The sequence below is a fragment of the Hominisplanchenecus faecis genome, from assembly GCF_020687205.1.
In the GTDB taxonomy this organism is placed as follows: domain Bacteria; phylum Bacillota; class Clostridia; order Lachnospirales; family Lachnospiraceae; genus Hominisplanchenecus; species Hominisplanchenecus faecis.
The window spans coordinates 1-24,255 of the sequence record NZ_JAJEQE010000049.1 but is presented as its reverse complement, the minus strand read 5'-3'; the positions used below and the strand labels follow the sequence as shown (position 1 = coordinate 24,255).

The following is a 24,255-nucleotide window of genomic DNA, read 5'->3' as shown; positions in this document are numbered from 1 at the left end:
CCGTTCATAGTTGCAGATATTCCAGAGTTTGGAAGCTGCATAACACATATGCCCTATGATATTGGAATATTCCGGCCGGATTTTTACAGATGTTCTGTGTGACAGCAGCATCCCTCTTTCTCCCCTCAGACAGTAACGCAGATCGGTATTTACAGTCCGCTTTAAATGAATACGACTTGCTCTGATGTTCCATATAACGGCGGATATTTTCCTCAGATACAGATCCGATCGTTTCCACATAATAGGAATGGTTCCACAGCTCTCCCTTCCATAGCTGGTTTCTTATTTCCGGAAAACGTTCGAACAGTTTTCTGCCGGTAATCCCCTTCAGATACTTGACGATTGCTGTTATGGACAGCTTTGGTGGAGCTGTTACAAAGCAGTGGACATGGTCTCCTTCACCACAGTAAAGCGGACATTCACAATCCGCTTCGCTACTTGCTCATGAACGCAGTCGCTTAGTGCTCTGCACACTTGAAGCGGGGGAATGGTTCTCTGCGTTCAAATAAATGAACAGTAAATCCCTTGTCCTCAGCAATCTGCTGCACCAGTTCCTTTAGGTATTCCTCAATTCCTGAGTTTAATATCTTCCGTCGGTATTTCACTGACCATACCATATGGTAGTTGATATTACACACGCAAGTTCTATAATATATTAGCTTTTCTTTCATACATATAGTATAGCATAATGCACGGAAATGTGCAATACAAAGTCGAACATATTTTCGTTTGATTCTATGCCGGTTACGGCATTAATGTCACTGGAGTCAATGGCAGGGAGATTATTATATTATTTTCAATGTGCAGACATGCACACTCCTGCACTTTCATCTCGGTAATTGAATTGCCGAGGATTCCCGCTTATTGTTCTAAAAGATTCTTAAAAATTCTACATTACTTCAAGAACCCGAATTGCTATCAATCCATTTCGAACTCCAAGCACTTCTGCTGCATTATTAAAATCTATATTCGTTATTTCTATTATTTTCTGCAAACGATACGAAGCAGTTCGATAATGAATAAACATTAATTCAGAAGTCTTTTTTAAGCTTTGGTTGACATTCAGATAACACTCCAATGTATCAACCAACTCTCCATTTTTCTGAATATCGTACTGGCGAAGTTTATTCAATGACTCTGGTATAAACGCTTGCAACTGATTTATATCTTTCATCTTTTCTATTACATGATAAAAGAATCCTATCTTTGTACTATCTATAACTGACTTACTCTCGTCTCCGATCATTCGTCTAATAATTTTAATATATTTAAGTGCAATTTTAGAAGATTTAAAAGACTCCTTCAATTCATGGTATCCTGTGACAGTTTTACCTATACCAATCAAAAAATCTTTTTCAACTCCCCTATTAACAAGAAATTCCTGTATCGTTTGCTGCAGTTTCTCCAGTTTTTTACGAAACTCCAACCCGTTTTCCTGTTCTGTTTCTCTGTGAATATATATAATCTGGTTGGTTTGCAAAAAAATATGCTTCCTCGGTAAATAACGTATAATTTCGTTTTCGACCATTTCTGTTTCTTTTATCTGGGCATTGGTAAATTTTTCCATATTCTTTTTTGCATCCATACGGAAAGTAACAACCCGATATATCTCTGCATCATTAAGCCCATGCATACCTGCAACTTCATTTTCTTCATCATTTGACAGAGAACCATTTAGCAAACGATATTCCAGATCTCTGATATATCGTTTTTCAAGATTTTCTTCTATTACATGTCTGATCAAACTAAACTGTAATGTAATGATAATATTCTCTAACGCGATAAAATCCAATTCCCTCAATGGTTCATTCTGTTCTGAAACAACAAAATACATTTCCTGTCTTTCAAAAATATTGAGCTTCTTAATATATTCAATATAGTTAGTATTTTTTCTTTTTTGACACAAATATTGATATCTTGTTATAATTTCAGGCTTATATTCCGTAATATTTTTTTCCATTCTAAAATCCTGTGTTTCCGAATTACTTGGAAAAAAGCAAGTTCCATCTGCGTTATATAAACCGACCGGATTCCCGAGCATGGTACTGATCAAGAAAAAAATTCTCTCCATGGATTCTCTTGAATCTATCACGTTCAGTAAAATATTACTTAAATTATCATGTGTCATCTTAAAATATTTCAATTTTGCAGTTTCGATATCATATAACTGAAGTAGTATATGCTTAATAATTCCCCAAAAATGCAAATCCTCAGGAATTTCTATCACGTAAAAATGATACTCCTGTGAAAATTCCATTAAAATATCAAACAGTCTTTTCAGGTGTTCGGTTCTCTGACAGCACTTTACAATAAATCCACTTACCTGCTTTTTATCAAATTCTTTTAAATGATACAAAAAAGCATCTTCCTCTGTGGCTTCATAGGCTCTCATACTCGTCAGGAGCAGTTCACCCCCCCCCCAGAAATTTTTCCATATCTGCCACTTCAATGATTCGGACTCCTTTAATTTCACGATCAATTCCGGAATCATCATTTATCAGCTGCATTTCTGGGAATTTGTTTGATTCAAGCAAGTCCTTTACTGTATACCCCATTTGTATTCCCTTCCTTTTACAATTGAATTGATTCATCTTTCTTTTGCTTTATTATGCCATATCTATTTTAATATATTGTTGGAGTTATTTCTATAATTGTTTTTCATATTCGCTAGTTTGTTTTCTTAGCTATTCTGATAACTCATCGGTATCTGGTTTTATAATCTCCGAGACCTTTATGCCCTTTAGTAGATTGTCATAAGTTTGCTGCACATCCAGCAATATTTTATGTACTTTACAATGCTCTGTTGCATTTCTGGAACAAAACCCATCCTCTTCTAAACAACGATTTAATTTCATGGTTACTTCCGTGGAAGATATTATGTCAAACAGAGAAATATCTTCTGTTTTTTTTGCAAGTGAATACCCACCTTTTATTCCTTCGCAAGCTGTAATTATATTCGCTTCTTTTAATTTTTTTGTTATCTTTGGAATATAACTTTCTGGAATCTTTAATTCGTAAGCTAACTCAGATGCAGTGATTACTTCACTACGACAAGCCAGATAATATACAATTCTGATTGCATAATCCGTTGTAATTTTTAATTGCATAATTGCTCCTCTCCAAAACAGGAAAAATCCCGAATTATTATCCTTGTGCTTCATCTTTTATCGCCTCAAGTCTAATAAATTCGGGATATTGTATAACCTTTCCTCTTTATCTCATTATCAGCTTTTTCAGTTCTTCTTATTTATTCCTTTAAAGAATACCATACCAACCATGCTGATCGCAAGAACAAAAAACATCAAAACCATCCGGCTCAGGGTTTGCAAACGCCTTAACGATCTCACCGTCAGCAGAAAATGAAATGGTTCCTGAAGTTGTCTTCTCAAGTTTTTCCGTTCCATCCGGTATCTTGAGATAATTCTCAACCTTTATTTCTTTTTTGGCTGTTTTTTTCCACTGTGCAACAATCTGATAGCCGCTATAATTTTTAGATGCGAATACCGGCAGATCTGTATTATTTGCATATCCGTAATTCTCATCAGAAATCGTAAAGAGGTCACCGTTACTATATGTCTCTTGACTTAACTTACCAGCTTTGTTTTTCAGCTTCCATCCTATAAATTCATAGCCTTCGCAAGTGGGTTCTGCCCAGCCTTCACCCATAATAAAGGTCGTTCCCATATCTCTTGCGCCTTTATTCGTGGATGGATTTTTACCATAAGACTGCATCGGTTTATTTTTGTCGTTTGTTTCCTTATTATATGGGATGTTCTTTACATCGGCATTCTCAGGTAATACTTCATCACCTGCACCAGAATTATAATGTACATATAGGCTGCTGGATGCAACCATGAAAGCGGCAGAATATAAACGCCAGCCATTATCTGATAGTAAAGGTCTTGCCCCTCCCCACGCTAAATATCTGGTATAACCTTTTTCCTTCGCAGCTTTTTGTGCAGCCTGCCATTGATCATCATATATTTTAAATGAATTATTCCCTCTTATAAGTGACGTAGCTGTCATTGCATCTATGGTACCAGCATCAGCATCATTCTTTTTTCCATCTCCAAGAGGATTGTCACCGTGTGGCTGTCCATACCACACACCAACAGCATTCTGAAGTCCATTTACAAACTCATACCCAGCTTTTGGCTTGGCAAAGAAAATTCGTACCTGTCTTGTTGTGTCTCCTTTATACTTTACAGGATCCATATCTATGGTTTGATTATCTTTTACAGGAACCAGTGCTTGTTTCTCATAGTCCCACATAACTACGTCCAGACCTTCACCGTTTCGGGATCCATCTGTTAATAATCTTACTGTCACAGCCTGTCTTCCGCGTTCTTCTTTGTATGGTACTAAGGTAAAATTGTAATCCTCAAATTTTCCGGTTCGGACTTTCAAATCCATCTTATATTCATAAGAACAATTTTTTTCCTCACCTCTAGTAGTTGTGTAGCTATCTGTCATCTTGGTGATTAAACTTAATTTACCTGGAGTCGATGAAACACCATCACCTTTACTTATTGGCACCTCACTAATTCCGCTTTCAGAAGAGGCTTGAATGGAAGTACCGTTCACCACCATATTTATCACACGGTAGCCTCTATTTGTATGAAAAGCTGGAATATCCAATTCATAGCCTGACATTTCATACACATCATCTGGTTTAAAAGTCCACATGATTTTGTCCTGGCCTTTCAAATACTCCCAGCCCTTGGCTACGCTGTGTGGAATATTAATGTATTCTTCCCCATTAATATCTTTTGTATTAATGGTTATTCTGTAAATACTTTGTTCTTTATAGGTAATTGTAATCGTATCGTCTTTTACAAAGTTAATAGAATAGGTAGCTTTGTTTTCATTTCCATTTTCCTTCGTAATTGTCGCACCCTCTTGAGAAACAACAGATTCGATTATAAATCTTTTCGCTTTGGGATTATTTGCTTTTGCTGTGTCTGTGCCAGGAGTTACTGAAATTACAAAGTTTTCTCCCGCATTTACACGAATCTGATTCGACATATCAAGCGGTACATCAAGACTGCCATTTTTTTGGGTGATTGTACCAGGTGTACAACTATCAGGAACTACTTCCTTTATGCTGACCAGGTGATACTCCTGGTACATCATCGTTAATTTCTGAGCTTCTTCCAGCTTAATTGCAATCACACCATCTGTACTATAGTAAATGGTGTCGTTATATTTTCCGATGTATACACAGTTTTTTCCATCTACTTTTGCGCTCTTAAACTCGAAATGTCTGCCTTCTATAGATAGCTCTTTATGATCCGCAATTGCTCCAAATTTAATGACAGAAGGTGCTCCTGCAATTGGGTTTCCATTGACATCTACATACGCTACTCTATCTGTTGAGGCTTCTTCTCCATTCTCGGCAACCGCCAGTAATTCTTCCTCCAGACTCTGTACAGACATTTGTTCCGGTGCATCCAGATCAGTTATCTGATCTGCGGAATCCTCTATTTCAACCGGATTTTCTGGTTCCACTGGGGTCTCTGTTTCTGTCGGAACCTCTGATTCCGTCGGTTCTTCTGTTTCCACTGGGGTCTCTGTTTCCGGTTCTGTCTCCTGATTTTCAATGTCACTGATAAAATCCACCGTCTCCTGTGATTCCCTTTCCATTTCCACACCGGCACCAGATGCTTCGGTTACATTTAATGATAAACCACATATAGAAAAAATCAAAATCCAAGAACAAATGATCTTCAAGTATTTTTCCATATATTATGCCTCATCTTGTGATTCTCCCTTATTTCTTCTCTGGCTTTCATATGTTAAAATGCTTAGACAAATCAGCGAACCAAACAGCAATAAGAAATATCCCATAACAGGACTGTCATCTCCGGTCTTTACGCTATTGGTTTTTCCTGATCCATCTGAATGGGACGGTCTAGATGACTGTGACGGATTTGAGGGCTGTGTTGGATTTGGTTTCTCTTCTCCCATATAACTGTTCTTAAAAGAGATCGCTTCTATTTTCTCCCCCTTCTCATTGGCTACAATTGTGACAACTTTTAACTGATTCGATTCATTATAGTAAGCCTCGACAGTCACATGGTATTTATTTTGATCATATTTGTAATTATCTTTTTTCTCAGTTGTCTGACAAAGGGTATAGTGATACTGTCCTGCTGTCTTCACATTCAGCGTAATCTCAGTAGCTGCATTCTTTTTCATTGTCCAGGAATACTGCATGTTGCGGCCTCCCGCGGGCATCGGGGCACCGCTTTGATCGGTTGTCATAATATAAGAGAATTCATCTGCAATACCTTCCACTTCACTGTCAAAGATCTGTCTCACCGGAATTTTCACTACAGTACAGTTATCAGATGCAAACGCTGATATCTGCATGCTCAGAAAAAGGAGCATAGTCACCAATATGATAGTTACTTTTTTTAAATCAAGGATTTTCATGTTTTTTCTTTCCCTTCTTCTTTAATTTTCTATCTATCAGCAATAGAACGATAATTAGCAAAAGTATCCAGTAGATAATCGGCACCTGAATCATCTTTTCTTTTAATTTATCAATTCCAGTTCCCAGATTCTTGGCTTTCTCTTTCTCAGGATAGACCTGATCCGTAAGCCTTCCTACTAATATATTTCTTCCATTTGTCATGTCTGAGGTACATGTTATCAGAAGAACCAAATGGTCATTTTCCGTAAGTTCAAAGTTTCTTTTATGTAAAGCATTGTTTGATATTTCCTGCAGATACGCCTGTTTTGCTTCCGGTTCCTCTGAACTGACACTGAACAGCCGCTCATTATAAGCATCTGCCTGAATCAATGCATAAAATTCAATTCCATGATCTTTTCCATCAAAAAAAAGATTTCCGTATGGATGTTCGTCAAAATACTCCTTATCTGCGAATAGCCCCACATCTCCAAACATCATGTGTTTTTCCATATGGTGTCCATAAATCATATTATTAAAATCGGAAAAATCCGGTTTGTTTGCACAGTGCAAAAATATGGAACCACTTAAAGAATATTTGCCTTCGGCATCCGTATTCATATAGGTATCATCATCATCTGTCTGTAACAGCGGATAATTAACGTTTGTTTCATTTATTCGAATCCAGCCAATAATATCCGGATTGATTTTCTGCAATTCTTCAAAAGATTTCGTATGTTTTTCTGTTGGAATATAGGCTTCGTAGTTCTTCGCATCTGCCGCCTGATATACCTGATTGGAATCCCATAACATATAGCATGATAGGAACATTATCATAAGAATCAGCAATAACGCTATAAAATTCACCATATGATCGACTATTTTGACTAAAAACTTTGCTGTTTTTTTCATATGAAATATTCCTGAAGTTTCCTTTCTTATTGCAAAAGGGAATGCGACGGAGTATCGCCGCACGCATTCCCTTTGCTGTTTCTTCTATGATTTTATGTAATTATTTCTGTACTTTTTTGCGTTTGAAAGCAACGAATCCAAACAGTGCTACAGCACAAAGAGCAACCATCAGAACGTATGGAAGAGTGTTCATGATAATACCAGTTGTTGGTACGTTGTTGAATCTGTTGGTTACGTCAACAATGTTCTTTTTCTGGCCAAGTTTATAACCAGTATTAGCAGCTTTATCCAATACTTTAATCTCTTCATTAAATTTTGTTGCAACAACAGCTGCTTTGTTTTCATTATTAATTACAACAGCAGCACTTCCTTTGTAGTTTGCTTTTGCAGCCTCAGTAACTTTAATTGTTGTTCCTACTGGAAGTTCTGTGAATTTCATATTCTCTTTATCTTTCAGTTTAAATGTATGAGTCTTGCCATCTGTAAGATCAATCACAGTACCATTTGCTTTTACGCCACCAAGAGTTTTCTGATCTGTTCCTGCCGGGAAAGTAAATTCTGCAGTGAAGTCAAATTCTTCATTAGAATCAGGTGCAGTTGCATCTTCAGAGTTTACATTCTTTACAACCTTCTTCAATACATTTAAGGAACCGTTTGTAGTATAGTCAGTATCTGGATTTGTAGGGTCTGGTCTTTCACCTGTACCTGCTTCCTGCACATAAGTGTTGACAAATTTGAAACCGTTCTGGTCTGAATCTCCAATATCCACTTTACCGCTTATTCCGGTTCCTTCTTCAAATTCCTCGCCCTTGTCATCTTTTAATATATTTACAATAATCTTATTAATCTCAAGTCCACTAGTTGTCTCTTGAACATATACATCCATTCTGTATTCTGCCTTGGACATGATTAACTCTTCATATTCTGTCTTTGCTACAGCTGGAACAGCTTCTGCATTCTCTGTTACTGTATAGGAATATTTACCAGCCTCAGTAAAAGTTCCACAATCAACCTTAGCTCTTTTTGTGTTTGTTCCAAGATCAGTTTCAGCAAAACTGATTGTTGGAATTGTAACAGTATGGGCAGTCTTTATTACATCATCTCCATCTGTAATCTGTGTAGCAGTAAAGCTGAATGTTTCTGCTTTTCCCACCTCAGTATTATAGACCTTGCTGATATAGGCTTCCTTTGCATTATTTACTGTGTCTGCTGTTGTTCCTTCCGCTGCCATTGCCGGCATTGCCAGTCCCATTGTCATAGCACCTGCTGCGACAATAGCGAGCATTTTCTTAGTGAATTTTTTCATGCTCATTGTAGTTCCTCCCTTGTAAATTATTTTGTTTTTTATTTGATTAACGGATCCGGTAATTAAATTCCCCTGCTCCGAATAATCGCAATGACTTTTCCTTTGACATCTTTTATATCAATGCAGCCATAGATTCGGCTGTCCGATGCCTGAGGTCTGTTATCTCCAAGTATAAATACCTGGCCACTCCCGACTGTGACCGGGAAATCCACTCCATCTTTAAACTGGGTGGTATCAAAGTAAATGTCCTGAGATATCTGTTCTGCACCATTTATCTTCAGTCCGTTTTTTGTAATGTCAACGGTGTCTCCTGCTACCGCCACAACACGTCCGGTCGTGGTTCTGCCGTCATCTTTAAACACTGCAACGTCACCGGAAATAAACCTTTTATCCAATCGGTAATATATGACCAGATCACCGTCTTTGATTGCCGGTTTCATGGAGACATCATTTATTCTTACAATTCCATAGAGAAATGTAAAAATAAGAAATACTGCTAAGACAATAAATGCAATCTTCAATAACAACTGAACAATATCCTGTGCTACAGATGTTTCCTGTACTATATTGTTGTTTTTATCTGACCGTTCAGTTTCGTTCTTCATCCTATCCTTCCATAAAAAAGGATGCCCATACCCTTCTAGGGGATTTATTTGTTCTAGCTTAACTCGGACATCCAAGGCATTAGTTTATACCCCTTATTATAGTGGTTTATTTTTTTATTCCAATGCAACAAACATGTAAAAAGGCTGATGTATTTTTGCAAGTTTTGTTCCATAGCAGTATCTATCTTATTTCCCGTCTTTTCCTGAAAAACAGAACCATGACGATACTTATGGCGAATAGTAACCATACATGCCTGCTTGTTCTCAGACGAACCCCTGTTTCCGGTATTAATTGTGTGTTTTCGTTTGTGATTTTTAACTCAATCACATCCCCATGCATACCTTTAATCGTCTGTCTCAAAATGGCTGTATTTCCGTTTTGACTAGCCTGCTTCGGCTGAGAATACTCATTGTCTTTACCTTTTTGGGAAATCCAGACATTATATTTTGATGTATCAACAGTTTCTGTTATTATGATATCCGAAGATATATCTACATTTTTTAATGTAACTTTATCTCCATGTTTCAAAGAAGTTCTAATTGTCTTGCTACGCAGCTTTTGACCATCTTCCCAATAGAGAATTTCCATATCAAATGGCTTCTTGCGGTTTCCAAGTGGACCAGTGACTTCCTTTGTAATCTCAACCGTCACCCCGCCTTTTTGCGGATGATTGACGATATGTCTGTCCGAAACAGCTCTCCAGGTATTTGTCATCGGTGATTTCTCATATAGGAATAAAATATCGGATTCTACATCTACCATATATAGATTAAAGTTATCCTGATACTGTGTTTTAGTTTTATCTGCTTTGTCCTTTTTGTTTGGAGTAACAGATTCTACCATCCAGTATCGTCCGTTCTCAAAGTCCTCCGGTAATTGAAGCATTCCATTTTCATCTGTTTCTAAGGAACGATACGTCGTACACGTTTTTCCATCCTTTTTCAGAACGATATCGTCTTTGCTCTGTGTATTGTCATAATCTACTGTATATCCTGTATCATCCGCATATTCTTTTGTAACATCATCATACGGTACTTTGTAGAACAGAAAACCTGCACCAGCAAGTCGGTTTCTTGGAAGATCATCCGTCTTTAAGAAACTTCGTTCAGCAAGATTGAAATGCAGATTCTGCACTTCCAGTTCCATCTTGGAAACATCCTTGAACTCATTCTCATCCTTTGGGAATAATTGTTGTCCATTTGAATTGAAATACTGAATCTCTGGATAAATAACTTCATAATATAGGAAACCATCCCCGTATTCCGAAGAATAATGTGTCTTTCCTATCTCAATTTCTTCCACCTTATATTCCACCGGATTTCTGTCCTGGAATAGTGGAACATTGTCGACTGTGTGTTCCCATCCGTTCTCTTCATTCAGCAGGAATTCCTGTCCTGTAGAAATTCCATTCTGATACAATCTGATTTTCACCTGTTTTTCCATCAGTGCATCATTTGGATTTCCCCATGTCTTTTTGATATGCAGAGTGCCTGTTTTAGCAAAATTTCGGATATTAAGGCTGGTATCTCCTCGCTGAAGCAGAACAGATTTTCCGTTTATCTTACCATCAACTGGTGCCTTGACAGCCTCCTGATTTTCGTTAGCCTCCCTATCCACCAATTTTGCATCAGTGATTTTGAATGCTCCATTGGCAATCTCAACTGTGATCTGTATATCTCCTGTGTCTACATATCCCGTCGGTAAGTTTGTCTCTCGCAACAAATACGTCTCAGTTGCTGTTCTGTTCTGTTTGTTTTCATCTTGTAACGGAATGTGAAGTTGTGCGATTCCGTATTTATCAGTTGTTACCGTTTCCTCCTCAACACCGTTCTTACTGACAGCAAAATTGATTTTCTCCATTCCCTGTCCGGTAGACTCATCAAATTTGTTCAGTGTGAGTATTCCCTCTTTCTGATAACGGTTCTCCAATTCAATAGTAAGAGTCTCACCACCGCGTCCAATTCCACGTCCTGTGAATTGAATTCCACTTTCTGGATATGTTTCCCAGGAATTTACATTATCTCCTTGTTCATGAGAATTGCGAACATTGTACCAACCTGAAAATTTTACCGCCTCACTTTTAGGCTTATAATTGTACTCTTTTAGCGTATATTTCCAGAATGAGTCTGCCTTAACGATCCATGTACAACTTGTATGCGTTTTATCATTCCAAGTACCCACAACTTCTATCGGAGCATCCTCCGCTTGCGCGGCTTCTGTGTCCGGCGTCTGATTATCTTCAGAAGGAAGCACAAGTTTCATGTGCTGATGAAATGCAGGTGGCTGAGGTTTTCCATCTAAAAGCTTTTCATCCATATCTACCTGGATATAATAATCTTTCCTGACTTCCTCTATTGCTTCCGGCATTCCGACAAAATCTTTCTTTACTGTCAGGTAACCATTTTTTGCTACAATACGTCCGTCAATATGCCACCCATCAGACATTTCACTTTTGAAAGAATACCAATAAATGGTGAAGAATTCGGTATCTAATTTCGATGGCGGAATCTCCCTGTCTCCGATGCGAATCATACGTCCACTTTCACGAATTGTCTGGAATACCTCTTCATCGGAAGGAATTCTATCTATCTTGTAGATATAGTCTCCATTTCCAATATATCCCTCATCTGGTTTTGTTCCCTGCAAAAGTTCTTGCACTCTCTTATTTCCATCCGCATACTGTTCCCACGTAGATGGATTCTTATTTCCAAGAACTGGAACATCATGCACTTTACTTGCCTTCACATTACAGTTTGCCACTGCAACCGCACTTGTATAATCGTCTACATTCGTGGTTGGTAATGCTACCGAACCATCTTCCGGCATTGCTGACTTACAGATATAAAACTGTACCTGTTTTCGATCTCGGTTACTAACCTTACGCCACGCTGCATAGAGGGTGATTGGCTGTCTTGCATTATTATTTATAAGATCAGAAATAGAATCCCCTGCACCGCATTCCTGCCACTTTCCGTCTTTGTTTCTGTAATCCCAATGATCGAATTCATACTGTTCCAACTCTTTGCTGTCATTATCTTCATGATCATAAACTAGCGGATATGGTGACTTGACGTTATGTTTTCCAGCTTCTATTTCATTCTCATAATCATCTGTATGTCTTGTCTTATTTCCAACCTGAGGGGTCAGCTTAGATTCTTTTGGAAGCTTCTTCATATAACGGGTCGTATTATAGATCACTCTGACTGTTCCGGGGTCCTGGGGTTTGTCTGCGATCACCTCATAAGATGAGTTAACATTCGGAATTTCAAATTTTACCTTATCATCTCCGGACGGTTCCGGAAGAACCTCATTTTCGTCCCTGTCATTAGATGTACAACTCCAGACAATCTCCTTGTCATAATACTCACCTTCTAAACTTGCCCTCTTTGGTACTTCCACAGTATATGCTTCACCATTTCCAACATACTGTCTCTTAATCGCCTGTCTCTTTGTCAGGTTTAGTGGATCCAGCACCTCGATCAGATGAAAGCTTCCTTCTACACTGAAATGTCTTCCTGCCAGCCCAACTTGCGAAGAAAGTCCGGTTAAACGATCAAAATAATTCTCAATTCTATCCGGATTCAGTGGATTTGGCTTTGAGAAATAATAAACAGATACATCTTTCCCGTTTTTCAGGACAGGAATATACCATGTACCATCGTTGTCCTTATAAGGATGCTGTACAAATACTCGGCTGTCTGTCGCATAACCAAACAGGATTTTTTCTTTGCCATCTGCTTCCGGTTCCAGTTTATCCGGGGTGAAACCAAACTCACTGTAAATTTTAGAAATCGTATCATCTGGTGTGGCTCGCAAATAATAACGACTGGATCGGCCACTGTTTGCTTTGATTATGTAATGCTGCTCAGCATTAATATTTTTTATCAGCTTATAATGTCCATCGATAAATACATAAAAACTAATATTTGCTTCTTTTGTTGCTGCCGATTTTTCTGTATTATCAGGAACGATCACATAGGGCCGTACTGCATCATCAGGCTGAATAGTAAAGCTCATGGTATGCTCTGCTTCATTTTTACTCCATGTAGCTGCTGAAAGAGTACCATCTTCCTTTCTGCATTCCCAGTTTATATCCTGCGTTTGTTCTTCTACACGCGGCTTTGTACTAACAGTTCTTGTAAGTGTTGACTTTCTTGCAACAAAATCAATTGCCGGAAGATCACGCAAAGCTGTTTGGCTATAAACCTGTCCATCTTCATCCTGTACTGTCACACTGTAAAAACCGTTATATCTATCATCGTCGTGTTCGAGTAAGGTCTTTGCACTCATGGTGCTTATATTCTGTCCGTCTGGCAGGTAATACACATCCATCGGCTCTCCGGACTTTCCTATATAAATACATTCATGACCTTCTATCGTGTATTTCCCTGCATTATGGATTGTATCGTAATCTCTCTTGGAATAATAAAAACGCTCTTTTGCTCCATTTTGAATAGAACCATCGTAATGAAATTTTTCAAAATGCTTTTTTAACTCATCATTAGAAATATAATAATAAACTGTTCCCGGCTTTGTTGTAGTATCTTTTATAACAGGAATTTCTTCGTTTAGAACATTATATCTCTCATTATTTACAAAAGTATAGAATTTAATGTTCAAGGTTGCTGGTGCAAAAGTGTTGCATGCAACCGTATATGGTTGCTCTATCTTCCCAATAGAAAAGGTTAGTTTATCGCCCTGTTTCACCGGAGAAATTGTTTTATTTTCATCCTCACTGGCACAAAGCCAGTCGCTTTCCTTCGTATCTCCTGGATCAACGGAAATTGTGACCGCAGAATCTTTCTTATAGTAACTCACCGTTCGATTTCCATCCGGATTGATCACTGTAACCGAATAGAAACTGTTCTTATTCTGCTTAATCTGGTCTGAATAATTATCCGGAATTTTTTCGCCATCAGATGCTCCTTTTGGCATATAATAAACGTCTGTTGGTACAGTTGCTTCCTGCTTGTCCAGGTTATAAGATACATATTGCTGTCCTTTATAAGTTACCATTGTCGCCTGTGCTAATGTCTTCTCACCACGGACTGTATATGGAAAATAATGTCCGGACTGTGTTTCCTCTGCATTCAAGCCGAACTCTCTATAAATCTCAGCAAGATCACTGACAGATAAATAGCATCTGCCCTGACGGTTCCATTTATACACCTTTTTCAGAGAATCAGCCGGCAGCTTTCGAACCTCATTGTCCACATATATATAAAACTGAATATCAAAGGCTGTCTGGCCCGCTCTCTGGATCACATAAGACTGTGTGATTTTTCCAATTGCGAATCTCGTCTGGTTCCCCGATTCCCGTATACCATCTATCACCTTATCGTCTGTTCCCATACAGGTCCATTCGATCTGGTCTGTCTGGTCTGGCAATTGGGGATTAAAGTCAGCCACAGCTTCTTCCACTACAGTTCCTGTTAATGCATAACGGATCCGATCCTGCCCTTCGCCCTTTACCTCTACGGAATAAAACGAATTGTCCTTTTTTACAGAATCTTTTAAATTTAATGCAACGCCTTTTCCATTTGGAAGGTAGTAAACATCTACCGCTTCCCCTTGTTTATTCTGGCCATAGTTGTAAGAAACATAGGTCTTTCCGGATTTTGTGTCTGTATAAACTTCTCCGTATTCTATCCTGCTTTTTCCCCGGTATGCAGATACAAACTTTTTTATCGCATCCGGATTCTGACTCTCGCTGTTTTTCACAAATCCAAATTCTTCATATATCCGGAGCAGGTCCTCAATGGAAACACCATGGTAGGTAGTTCTTCCGTCTTTCCATGTTGCAATGCCGGTAATGTCATTATGCTGAAGCTTTACCTTATTTCCATCGATAATAACATAGAAATCAATATCAAATCCTTCGGAAATTTCCTGAAGTTTTGGTGATTCCTCTTGTGCAATCTGCTCCTCAAAGGCTTTTTCTTCTTCTCTAACCTCGCCTGTGGATGGAGTAATTTTTTCCTCTGGAATCTCTTCTGATGGGGGAATGATTTCTTCTCCCGGGGTCTCTTCTGACGGCGGCGTAATTTCTTTTCCCGGACTCTCTTCTGACGGTGGCGTAAGTTCCTCTCCCGGGGTCTCTTCTGACGGTGGCGTAAGTTCTTCTCCCGAAGTTTCTTCTGATGGGGGAGTAAGTTCCTCTCCCGGAGTTTCTTCTGATGGGGGAGTAAGTTCCTCTCCCGGAGTTTCTTCCGACGGCGGTGTAATTTCTTCTTTCTGAGTCTCTTCCGCCGATGATGTGCTTTCCTCCTCTGAGATAAATTCTTCTGAAAGCATTTCTTCCTCCAGAGAACCATTTATATTCAGAATACTCTCCTCATTTGCAGAAACTGCCAAAGCTGTCGTTCCTGCACTATTCATACACAAAACCAATAAAAGTATCCAGGCTATCCATCTTAGCCATATCTTTTTTCTCTTCACGCAAATTCCTCCTCAAAATATATTTTCCTATTTCTCAGCTATCTGCCTTTTTTATCCATTCCTTCTGCATTGCCGCTTCCAGAAAACAATGAAGCAGCGGTTGGGAGAATGAGCCACATTCCCCGTTCAGGATCATTTGCAACGCTTCTCCATGGCTCAGTTTTCTTTTATATGGACGAGGACTAACTAAGGCATCATATGATATGCATCAGCCAGTCCCACAACCTGTGCACAAAGAGGAATTTCTTCTCCTTGCAAACCATCCGGATACCCTGCCCCGTCATATCATTCATGATGATGTCTGCAGATTTCATAACTAAGTGCATTTAACTTGTCTATAGTAAGACCTTTTGAATGCTTTTTCTTATCGCTCTCGTTCTTCTGGAGTTCTCGTTTCATTTCCATTACTGATCTATAGGTTCTTTTTACATTATGTAATGTGATCATTGCTATATTATCTTTTATATCCACATATTTTTTAGCCCTCATCTTTATATAAGATTTTTCACTCTCTATTCTACGGTATACAATATCCTGCTCTGCATAGCCATAAACCAGATTTTCTGTTAGCTTTTCGCTTAACAGGAAATCGTGCAACTTTGATTTATCAGCATCATGAATAAATCTCTCTATATACATCTGAATAAACGTATCATAATCTTCTGTCTTTTTTTGCTATTTCATAAACCTCTTGATTATGTGAGTAAATGCATTCATAACCATTTGTCTTTAGATTTAATTTTAATACTACATAAAACCTGCCAAAGTCCTTATTTGTGCAATCTATTGTTTTTTCCTGTTCCATACCCCTACCTCTTACAAAACTCAGCCCTTAAAGGTACTAGTTCATGTCAAAAAAAATATTCCTTAATACTATAATAGTATATCGTTCTTTCTGTTTTTTATAATGCACAAAAATTGCAAATATGGTGTGTGTATTTTGCAAGAAGTGTTCCATTTTGGATTTTTTCAAACTTCTGGTAACAGAATCCAAGAAAGTCTTTCATAACACTCCTCTCCCTCTACACCGAAGGGTTCTTCAATGCTGTACTCCAGTATCTCCACATCTTTCATAGTCTTCGTCAGAAAGTCAGTGACTTGACTCTCTCTTGTCCTCTTACAGGGCTAACGTAACGATGCTACAGGATTCACTTTATGTTACGGACTGTTATTTTTCACCTGTTTCTCACAGGCATACCTCGCTTCAACATGATCAGTCACCAAAAAGCATTGAAGGCTCGCTACAAGGATCACTGGCGACTACCCTGACCAGACTTTCACTGGCAAGCTGATAACAGATTGCAGAACACGATTTACACCCGTTAGAGCGAACCTCTGGTGCATAAAACAAAAAAACGAACCACACTAACCATGTGATTCGTTATCTTTTATAACAATTCCAATATTTTTAATATAATAATTCCATTTCGGACAGCTAACATCTCAACTATATTATCAAAGTCTATCCTCGTTAGTTTTACTATTTTTTGCAAACGATACGAAACTGTCCGGGCATGCACGCCCATTAGTTCAGAAGTTTTCCGAATACTCTGTTTATGATTCAGATAGCATTCCAGCGTATCAATCAGTTCTCCATTTTTCTGAATATCATACTGATGAATTTCATGCACTGTATGTCCTAAGGATAACGGCTATTTGCTAATAGCAGTCACACTAACACTATTATGATAAGAAAAAATTCCCTGTTTTACAAGTTAATTCGTATAAAATCTTCTTCTAAATTACTGTTTGATTCTTTTATGGCTGGATTCCGCCCTGAAATGGAATCCTGTCCTGTTTGTGGAGCCTCTCATTCTTGCACCACTCATGCTTCTTACGAGCGAAATCTAATTGATTTCATCCAGGGACGCCCTGTTTATCATACAATCAAAGTCATTCGGGTTATCTGCAGTTGTGGACACACCCACGCGATCCTCCCGGATCTGATCATTCCTTACAATACCTACGGTGTCTTCTTTTGCTTCTGGCTTTGTACTTAAGACCTCCGTCTCTTTTCTTCAGTCTCATGCCAATCCGGTGTCTTACCGGCAGACCGTTTTCTGACCATTCTGTTCTTTTTGCGTTTCACACGACACGGGCATTCTATCTCCGTTCCGTATGTTTTACCATGAGTTCACAGGAGGTAATCATACTATGAACAATCAAAAAGAAGATATCAAAAGAGCTGCCGAAGTAGCCCAATTCCGCTTCGGTGTCATAGCACCTGTCGTTCAGGATCTCTATCCTGATCCATCCCGAACTGCTTACTACAAAAGAGTCGCCAGTTCTCCTTTCACTCTGCCCGATGGTTCTGTCGTAGAGTACAATTACAAAACTATAGAAAAGTGGGTCTCCATGTATCAGCGTGGCGGACTCGAAGCACTTATGCCGCATATGTATTCTGTTTTTAAGGCGTGACCACTTCGTGCTCATGGCCTTATCTTATAAGAGCAGTATGCTCCCATAAGATAAAACTACGAGATTGTGCCGTTCTTCTGCTCAGAAAATGCTTTTTTCAGATAAGCTGCGCAGTCAGGAAGGGAAAACTGCCGATTTTATCGTGCAGTTTCCTCCGCTGACAATTCGCCGCTTCACAATAAATGAGCATTTTCATGTAAATCAAACACTCTTCTGCAGAAAGTCTACCCTCTGAAATTTGCTCATCAAACAGGTATGACAGGTATTTTCCGGATATAATTTTATCCATAGATACTACACTTATATCTAACTGCTGCTTTTAAAATTTAAGTGCTGGTATTATGAAACAGCAATGAAAGATGGTAACGAAGATGCTATAAATGCCATGTTACCTGACAAACTTCCAAAAAATATACAGAAACTATATGACAAAGGACATGAATGATTTTTGTTTTCTTCATCAAAACTGAGTCTCTGATAATCTTTTGGTCTTGTTTCAGCAACTAATTTTTTTATTTCGTAAATTTGTTTGTCGCTAACACAACCGAATTGTTCTTACTCATTAAACATCGCCTTTTTCAAAAGCAGTTGTTGCTTAGAAGCCATCATCATCTCAAACATATGATCAACACCTGCTTTTTCTTCTTTAGACATACTTGAGCTACAATATATAGTATATACTGTTGGTTTATTTTCATAAATCAGGGACAGCTTGGATAGTCATCCTGAAACACACAATACCTATGAAGTCAATGCATCAAGATCAAATGCCGTATTCATTGTCTTTGCTAATAGATCCGGCCAAGCGGACACTTTTGTATGCTCTCCAACAAATACCATCTCACCGTAAAGCTGAAAGAATGGTTTTCTTAAGCTTTTCTGCATCAACAGGCTTTGCAATATGTCCGTTCATTCCTTTTGCCAATGCCTTTTTTCTGTCTTCCTCAAATGCATTGGCTGTCATAGCTATGATGGGAATACAAGCTTTCTTCTCATCTGCCAGTTTTCTGATTGTCTGAGTTGCCTTATATCCATCCATGTTCGGCATCTGAATATCCATAAGGATCAGATCATAGGTTCCTGCCGGTTTCTGTTCCATCCTTGCCACACACTGAATTCCATCCTCAACACGATCAACTATAAGTCCCATATCCTCCAGGATAAACTCTGCGATTTCCGCATTCAGCTCATTATCCTCAGCCAGCAGAACATGTTTTCCGCTAATCCAGTCTGTTTCCTCTGTATCCGGGGACAGATCTGTAACCTGCTCGTAGTAACCCTTATCCGCAATCCTGTATTCCATGATAACTGTAAATTTGCTTCCTTCTCCCAGCTTACTTTCTGCTTTAATGGTTCCGCCCATCATATCAACATATTTCTTTATGATCGGCATTCCCAGACCTGTTCCTGCAACCTTTGCGGCTGTTGTATTGCGTTCCCGGGCAAAAGCCTCAAACAGGGATGGCAGGAATTCTTCACTCATTCCAATACCGGTATCAATTAGCTGAGTCTGTATCCTCACATAGTCTTTCCTGTCACAGTCAAGCTCTGTAATCCTTATGGTAACTGCTCCCCCTGAAGCTGTATATTTTACCGCATTGCTGATCAGATTGAGGAAAATTTCCCTGTTCTTTGTCTCATCGCAGATTACATGTTCATGCTGCACCTCATATTCCATCTCAAGGTGAATACCCTTTTTCTCCGCTTCTGCCTGGAAAATTTTGTAAACTCCATGATAAATATCTCTGATCTGCACATAATTCTCATCCAGTTCCATCTTACCGCTTTCAATTTTGGCCATGTCCAGCACATTATTGATAATAGACAGCAGCAGATTTCCGGACTGTTCCATCTTCTCCTGATAATCCAGAAGCTTCGGATCTGTCAGTTCCCTTTTCATCAACTCGCTGTATCCCAACAGGGCATTCATCGGTGTACGGATATCATGTGACATATTGAAAAGAAAATCCGATTTGGCAGCATTGGCCTTTTCTGCCTGAATCTGGGCTTTTCTTGCTTTCATCATCAGGTAAAATATAATCAGTATAATAACCAGGGTCACACTTACAAAACTCATGGAAACTCCCCGCAAATTATCCTTTATGTATTCTGCCAAAGTAACCCTTCCCGGTGCGTTTTCATATACGGAAAACAGGCTTGAAAGTCTTGAATCAGGCAGAGTCTGAATGGTTTTATTCAGGATATTCATTAATGTTGTATTTTCTCTGGTGACTGCAAAGCAGGAATCGCGGATTTTGTAAGAAAAACGCTGTGCATTTTACTGTTTGCCAGCGTCTTTAATGACTGTCCTGCCTTCACAACAAAGCAGTCTGCCTCACCACTGTGAACTGCTTTCTCAACCTCAGCAGATGAGTCATATTCCTTTATTTTCCAGAAAGGATAATTAAAAGAAATATACCACTTTCCCAACAGGTTATTTCTGCTCACTGCCACTGTGTTTTCCCCGTTTTCATCAAACTTCGCAACGCCGGTGAGCACTGCAACATGGACTTCAAAAACAGTATTTGACAATATAATATCGTTCTGCTCAGCTTCATATGGGTTCTGATTCATATGAAAAATCATATCGATCCTGTTATCCTTTAATGCCTGCAGCTCTTCCTCCTGAGAATCAAAGCCTGTCGTCTGAAATTCTATACTTTTTTCTCCCATGCAATTGGAAGCCAGACTGATATAATCGTTAAGAATTCCTATCGGTTCCCCTGACTCTGCATTCGCAAGACTGACACCCACATCCTTTTTCAGATATCCAATCCTGACTGCTCCATGCTGTTCCAGCCAGTTCTGCTCCTCATCCGTAAGAGTTTCAATGGGATTTGCTGAAAGATACCTTTTATAAAGATCTTCTTTATAAAAAGGATTCTCTTTTTCTATCTTCTGCATTGCCTGATCCAGCTCCTCTTTCAGATCCGGGCATTTTTTGCTGACCGCAAAATAATTATAGGAACTGCCGATCAGAAGTGCTGGGGAAATGTTGTGCTTTTCCCACTGTGAAGATTCATTTAAAACAAATCCGTCAATTTCCTGATTTTGTAGTTTCTGACGGGCATCATCTGTGCTGGTAATATCAACCTGCTGCGTGTCTACTCCATGGCTTTTCTCCCACTCACAGAACCGTCTGGCAGAAAGTGTATCCGGCAGCACCCCGATTCTCTTCCCATTCAATGTAGTCAGATCTGAAGCTGAAATATCCGTATCAGAAGGATTTACATAAAGGTAATACTTATCCTCGCCCATAGGCAGTTCTGAAAAGAGCATGGAAGTGGAACGTTCCTCTGTATAGGAGATGTCTCCCATCAGATCGATCTCTCCACTCTTCAACATATTCATCAGTTCTGCCCAGCTTTCCTCCACATATTCATACTTCCATCCTGTATGTGCAGCTACTGCCTGCTGATATTCGTAACTGTAGCCTCTCTTCTTACCGTCTGGTTCTGTGGTATTATAAGTTCCTTCATACCAGCCTACTCTGACTGTTCGGTTTTTTGCTTCCTCTGCCGATACAGAAAGGGGAAGCACAGTAATATATAAAACAAGGCATAATAAAATGCAGATATATCTCTTGAAAACCCTTGATCTTAAAAATTTGTAAATTACTTTTTCATCTTCGGTCACAGGCATTTTACCCCCTTATACTCCCAGGTTACGGTATCAAGCAGCAAAAATTCCTGTGTTCCGATCGGTCTGCCGTCCCGGTAAGTGGAAAATACATCCGTACTGATCAGATTCTTTTCTCTTGTTATTTTATCCATCGGTGTGTGTCCTACCACCTGGAGCAGTTTCCGCGGCTTATACAGACGTATGCCGGGATGCTGCGGACGCAGCCAGACAGGTGACATGTCATTCCACATCTCTAAGCGTCCCAATTTGTTGATTTCTTCCACAACGGCATCTACATCGTGGTATTTTGATTTTGGAACATATTCCTCAACAAAATAGTTCAGCACTCCGCCATGGGAAAACAGCACATTGTCAATTTTCTGAACAAATTGGATCGGATGATCTTCCGGAACCGTTCTGCGAAGTTCCAGAAGCTTTCTCTGTACCGTTGCGGATGCCATGGAACTGTATCCGCTCTCAAGGCAGTGCCAGAAGTAGCTGAGGTCATGATTTCCGTAACACCAGGCGGTATCCGGAAATCTTGCAGCAAATCTTATCGCTTCGTCGTATGTTTCTTCATAAAGTGCAATGTCATATTCTCTGTCCCAGTCATCCGGAATATCCATCAGACATACTGCACGATCTGCCGCCCTTGTATTCATAATAGCTGCTGCCTGCCGAAACATATGCGGTTTCAGATGTACATCAGGAATTACCAAAACTTTCATCTATCTCTCGCTCTCTTTCTCATCTGCAATATTTTTCAACTTGCCAACTGCTTCTTTTATAATCGCTTTATCTCAGTATCCTCTCCATCTGCTCTATGATCTCCTGTACTTCATAATTAATCAGGCAGTTCATAAGATCAAAGGATATTTCTTTTCCTTCTCCGCCGTACTGTTTTTCGAAAGCTGCCGCCTTTTCTTCATCGTGATCTTTGTATCTGGCTTTTCCGATTCGATAGGCATCGGAATTTGCATGACCCGGATAATCTTTTGCTTTTCGGATAAAAAAGCTCTCTCTTTTCTGCAAAAGATCGCGTTTCAGTCTGCTTACATTTTTCAGAAATGAGGCCGTCACTTCCGGATAATGTTCTTTGATATAGACGAGATTCCGATGCAGGCAGGTCGCACTTTTTTCCATCAGTCTGCGTTCTTTTTCATTTGGAAAATCTTTGTATTCGTCCGGCTGGACAGGCTTTCCTTCGATGGATCTTTGCAGTTCACCGAACCAGTAGTTGTGCCTTGACAGGTTATCCGGAAACATAAAACAGGTGGAAAATTCGTGGTCGATCATCGGTGCCAGCCTCAGAATCTGCCCGGATGCGTCACATACAAACGCAATATTTTCATAATGGTAATTCTGATCGCCTTTCAGAACCGAGATCAGAATCTGCATTGCCAGATCTTCTGCGATTCCCCGGTGTGTCTGAAAGTAATCTGCCTCCAGGATTTCGGTGTAATCATAAAACATCTGACAATAATTTAAGTAATCGTCAATCTGAACTTTTTCATCCGGATACGTTCGAAAGAACTCCAGTAAGTTCAGAAGATGTTCTCCTTCTTCGTAGATCATCGGCGATACGGTTCCGTAATCATAATATTTCTCACATTCTGCCTCATATCCTCTGCAGAAGGCAAGCTGATACAAAGGTGCCGGGACAAAATAAGTATCGATCACCCAGGACCAGAATACTTCTGCACAGGCAAACAATGGGGTAGAGAATGGCTTTGATTTTGTGAGTGGTTTAAACACCATCCGGTCTTCAAACACCGGGAAATGTTTTTCTCCGCTGACCACACCGACGGCTTCTGCTTTCAGATTGCCCGTTCTTTCTGCATAATTATAAACCTTCGGAATCCAGGTTAATTTTGTGGGATTCTCACGGAAATTTTCTTTTTTATTCTCCTGCTGTCTCATGCTGACTTTCCTCCATCTGCTCCATGACTGCATCATAAATTTCTTTGGCAACTGCCAGCTTATAGGCCCGTCTTGTCGGCTGCGGCTTAAGTTCCACATAATAGGATCTGACTTTGCCGTCCATTTCAACTGCAAAATAAACCTGTCCAGGAATGGATGCTTCCGGATTTGCCGGATCGACATTTCCCATGGTTCCGGTCACTCCGATGCCGATATCTGCACGGTAGGCTTTTGTGCAGGCTTTTGCCATTGCTTCTGCGGTCTGTGTGGAATAAACCGTGTATTTATCAATGACTTCTGCCGGAACGCCCTGCATGATCTTCGCTTCGTTGCAGTAAGTAACAAACGCACCTTTTAAAACTGCCGATGAGCCTTCTGTATCTGTGATCAGAGAAGCAATCTGCCCGGATGTTGCCGATTCCATCGTGGTGATCGTCAACTTTTTTTCGATCAGTAATTTTGTGAGTCTGCGGTAATCTGCTCTTATTTCTTTTTCATCATATTTTTTTGTCATGTTTATTTCCTTCCTGCTGAATTCCATATTTTGTGAACTACTCGGTAACTGAGTTACCAGAGCATCTGAAATCTGGCGGGATACCGTCTTTTTTCAGGGTGCGTCCAT

Annotated in this window: 21 protein-coding genes and 1 pseudogene; 2 read left to right on the top strand and 20 right to left on the bottom strand. The window is 39.4% G+C overall.

What is annotated here, in order from left to right:
- Nucleotides 1-181 precede the first annotated feature (181 nt).
- From tnpA to LKD42_RS15520, 14 genes and pseudogenes are all read right to left on the bottom strand, one after another.
- A pseudogene (gene tnpA / locus LKD42_RS15525) lies at nt 182-671 on the bottom strand (IS200/IS605 family transposase); the annotation flags it as partial.
- Nucleotides 672-889: 218 nt separating this feature from the next.
- Complete coding sequence (locus LKD42_RS12095; protein ID WP_248835845.1) at nt 890-2,449, bottom strand: helix-turn-helix domain-containing protein; 1,560 nt, start codon at nt 2,447-2,449, stop codon at nt 890-892.
- Entirely contained in the window at nt 2,409-2,555 is a 147-nt protein-coding gene (locus LKD42_RS12090; RefSeq protein WP_248835844.1) for a hypothetical protein, read from the bottom strand. Before LKD42_RS12090 ends, LKD42_RS12095 begins: the two co-directional genes overlap by 41 nt.
- A 129-nt stretch (nt 2,556-2,684) precedes the next feature.
- Entirely contained in the window at nt 2,685-3,161 is a 477-nt protein-coding gene (locus LKD42_RS12085; RefSeq protein ID WP_248835843.1) for an RrF2 family transcriptional regulator, read from the bottom strand.
- Between the two features lie 94 nt (nt 3,162-3,255).
- Complete coding sequence (locus LKD42_RS12080; RefSeq protein WP_248835842.1) at nt 3,256-5,742, bottom strand: hypothetical protein; 2,487 nt, start codon at nt 5,740-5,742, stop codon at nt 3,256-3,258.
- Between the two features lie 3 nt (nt 5,743-5,745).
- A complete protein-coding gene (locus LKD42_RS12075; protein WP_248835841.1) occupies nt 5,746-6,435 on the bottom strand; it encodes a Spy0128 family protein in 690 nt (229 codons plus the stop codon).
- On the bottom strand, nt 6,422-7,324 hold the full coding sequence (srtB, locus tag LKD42_RS12070; RefSeq protein WP_248835840.1) for a class B sortase: 903 nt from the start codon (nt 7,322-7,324) through the stop codon (nt 6,422-6,424). Before srtB ends, LKD42_RS12075 begins: the two co-directional genes overlap by 14 nt.
- Before the next feature lie 100 nt (nt 7,325-7,424).
- Nucleotides 7,425-8,636 (bottom strand): DUF7601 domain-containing protein, encoded by a 1,212-nt coding sequence (locus LKD42_RS12065; RefSeq protein WP_248835839.1) that lies wholly within the window; start codon nt 8,634-8,636, stop codon nt 7,425-7,427.
- 56 nt (nt 8,637-8,692) lie between these two features.
- On the bottom strand, nt 8,693-9,235 hold the full coding sequence (lepB, locus tag LKD42_RS12060) for a signal peptidase I (RefSeq protein ID WP_248835838.1): 543 nt from the start codon (nt 9,233-9,235) through the stop codon (nt 8,693-8,695).
- Nucleotides 9,236-9,416: 181 nt separating this feature from the next.
- The gene (locus LKD42_RS12055) at nt 9,417-15,614 is read right to left on the bottom strand and encodes a SpaA isopeptide-forming pilin-related protein (protein WP_248835837.1); all 6,198 of its coding nucleotides are present in this window, start codon (nt 15,612-15,614) and stop codon (nt 9,417-9,419) included.
- 246 nt (nt 15,615-15,860) lie between these two features.
- Nucleotides 15,861-15,932: a hypothetical protein gene (locus tag LKD42_RS15440; RefSeq protein WP_334301365.1), complete on the bottom strand. Its 72-nt coding sequence runs from the start codon at nt 15,930-15,932 to the stop codon at nt 15,861-15,863.
- A gap of 27 nt (nt 15,933-15,959) precedes the next feature.
- Nucleotides 15,960-16,313, bottom strand: a complete 354-nt coding sequence (locus LKD42_RS15260; protein ID WP_243871956.1) for a hypothetical protein — start codon at nt 16,311-16,313, stop codon at nt 15,960-15,962.
- Nucleotides 16,314-16,326: 13 nt separating this feature from the next.
- The gene (locus LKD42_RS12045) at nt 16,327-16,479 is read right to left on the bottom strand and encodes a hypothetical protein (RefSeq protein WP_243871955.1); all 153 of its coding nucleotides are present in this window, start codon (nt 16,477-16,479) and stop codon (nt 16,327-16,329) included.
- Nucleotides 16,480-17,062: 583 nt separating this feature from the next.
- The gene (locus LKD42_RS15520) at nt 17,063-17,305 is read right to left on the bottom strand and encodes a helix-turn-helix domain-containing protein (protein ID WP_408610708.1); all 243 of its coding nucleotides are present in this window, start codon (nt 17,303-17,305) and stop codon (nt 17,063-17,065) included.
- 54 nt (nt 17,306-17,359) lie between these two features.
- Between LKD42_RS15520 and LKD42_RS15515 the strand changes: the two genes are divergently transcribed.
- Both LKD42_RS15515 and LKD42_RS12040 read left to right on the top strand, forming a co-directional pair.
- A complete protein-coding gene (locus tag LKD42_RS15515) occupies nt 17,360-17,674 on the top strand; it encodes a DUF6431 domain-containing protein (RefSeq protein WP_408610707.1) in 315 nt (104 codons plus the stop codon).
- A 154-nt stretch (nt 17,675-17,828) separates the two neighbouring features.
- A complete protein-coding gene (locus tag LKD42_RS12040) occupies nt 17,829-18,092 on the top strand; it encodes a hypothetical protein (RefSeq protein ID WP_173897943.1) in 264 nt (87 codons plus the stop codon).
- A 97-nt stretch (nt 18,093-18,189) separates the two neighbouring features.
- Here LKD42_RS12040 and LKD42_RS12035 read toward each other — a convergent pair whose 3' ends face one another.
- From LKD42_RS12035 to LKD42_RS12005, 6 genes are all read right to left on the bottom strand, one after another.
- Nucleotides 18,190-18,381 carry a hypothetical protein gene (locus LKD42_RS12035; RefSeq protein ID WP_248835836.1) on the bottom strand — a complete coding sequence of 64 codons (192 nt, stop codon included), beginning with the start codon at nt 18,379-18,381 and terminating at the stop codon, nt 18,190-18,192.
- Nucleotides 18,382-18,933: 552 nt separating this feature from the next.
- Nucleotides 18,934-20,169 (bottom strand): response regulator, encoded by a 1,236-nt coding sequence (locus LKD42_RS12025; protein ID WP_248835835.1) that lies wholly within the window; start codon nt 20,167-20,169, stop codon nt 18,934-18,936.
- Between the two features lie 131 nt (nt 20,170-20,300).
- Nucleotides 20,301-21,632 (bottom strand): transporter substrate-binding domain-containing protein, encoded by a 1,332-nt coding sequence (locus LKD42_RS12020; RefSeq protein ID WP_248835834.1) that lies wholly within the window; start codon nt 21,630-21,632, stop codon nt 20,301-20,303.
- A 92-nt stretch (nt 21,633-21,724) separates the two neighbouring features.
- The gene (locus LKD42_RS12015; RefSeq protein ID WP_248835833.1) at nt 21,725-22,441 is read right to left on the bottom strand and encodes a metallophosphoesterase; all 717 of its coding nucleotides are present in this window, start codon (nt 22,439-22,441) and stop codon (nt 21,725-21,727) included.
- Nucleotides 22,442-22,508: 67 nt separating this feature from the next.
- On the bottom strand, nt 22,509-23,633 hold the full coding sequence (locus LKD42_RS12010; RefSeq protein WP_248835832.1) for a hypothetical protein: 1,125 nt from the start codon (nt 23,631-23,633) through the stop codon (nt 22,509-22,511).
- Nucleotides 23,614-24,147: a CinA family protein gene (locus LKD42_RS12005; RefSeq protein WP_173897937.1), complete on the bottom strand. Its 534-nt coding sequence runs from the start codon at nt 24,145-24,147 to the stop codon at nt 23,614-23,616. The genes LKD42_RS12010 and LKD42_RS12005 overlap by 20 nt, the downstream gene beginning before the upstream one ends.
- Nucleotides 24,148-24,255: the final 108 nt, after the last annotated feature.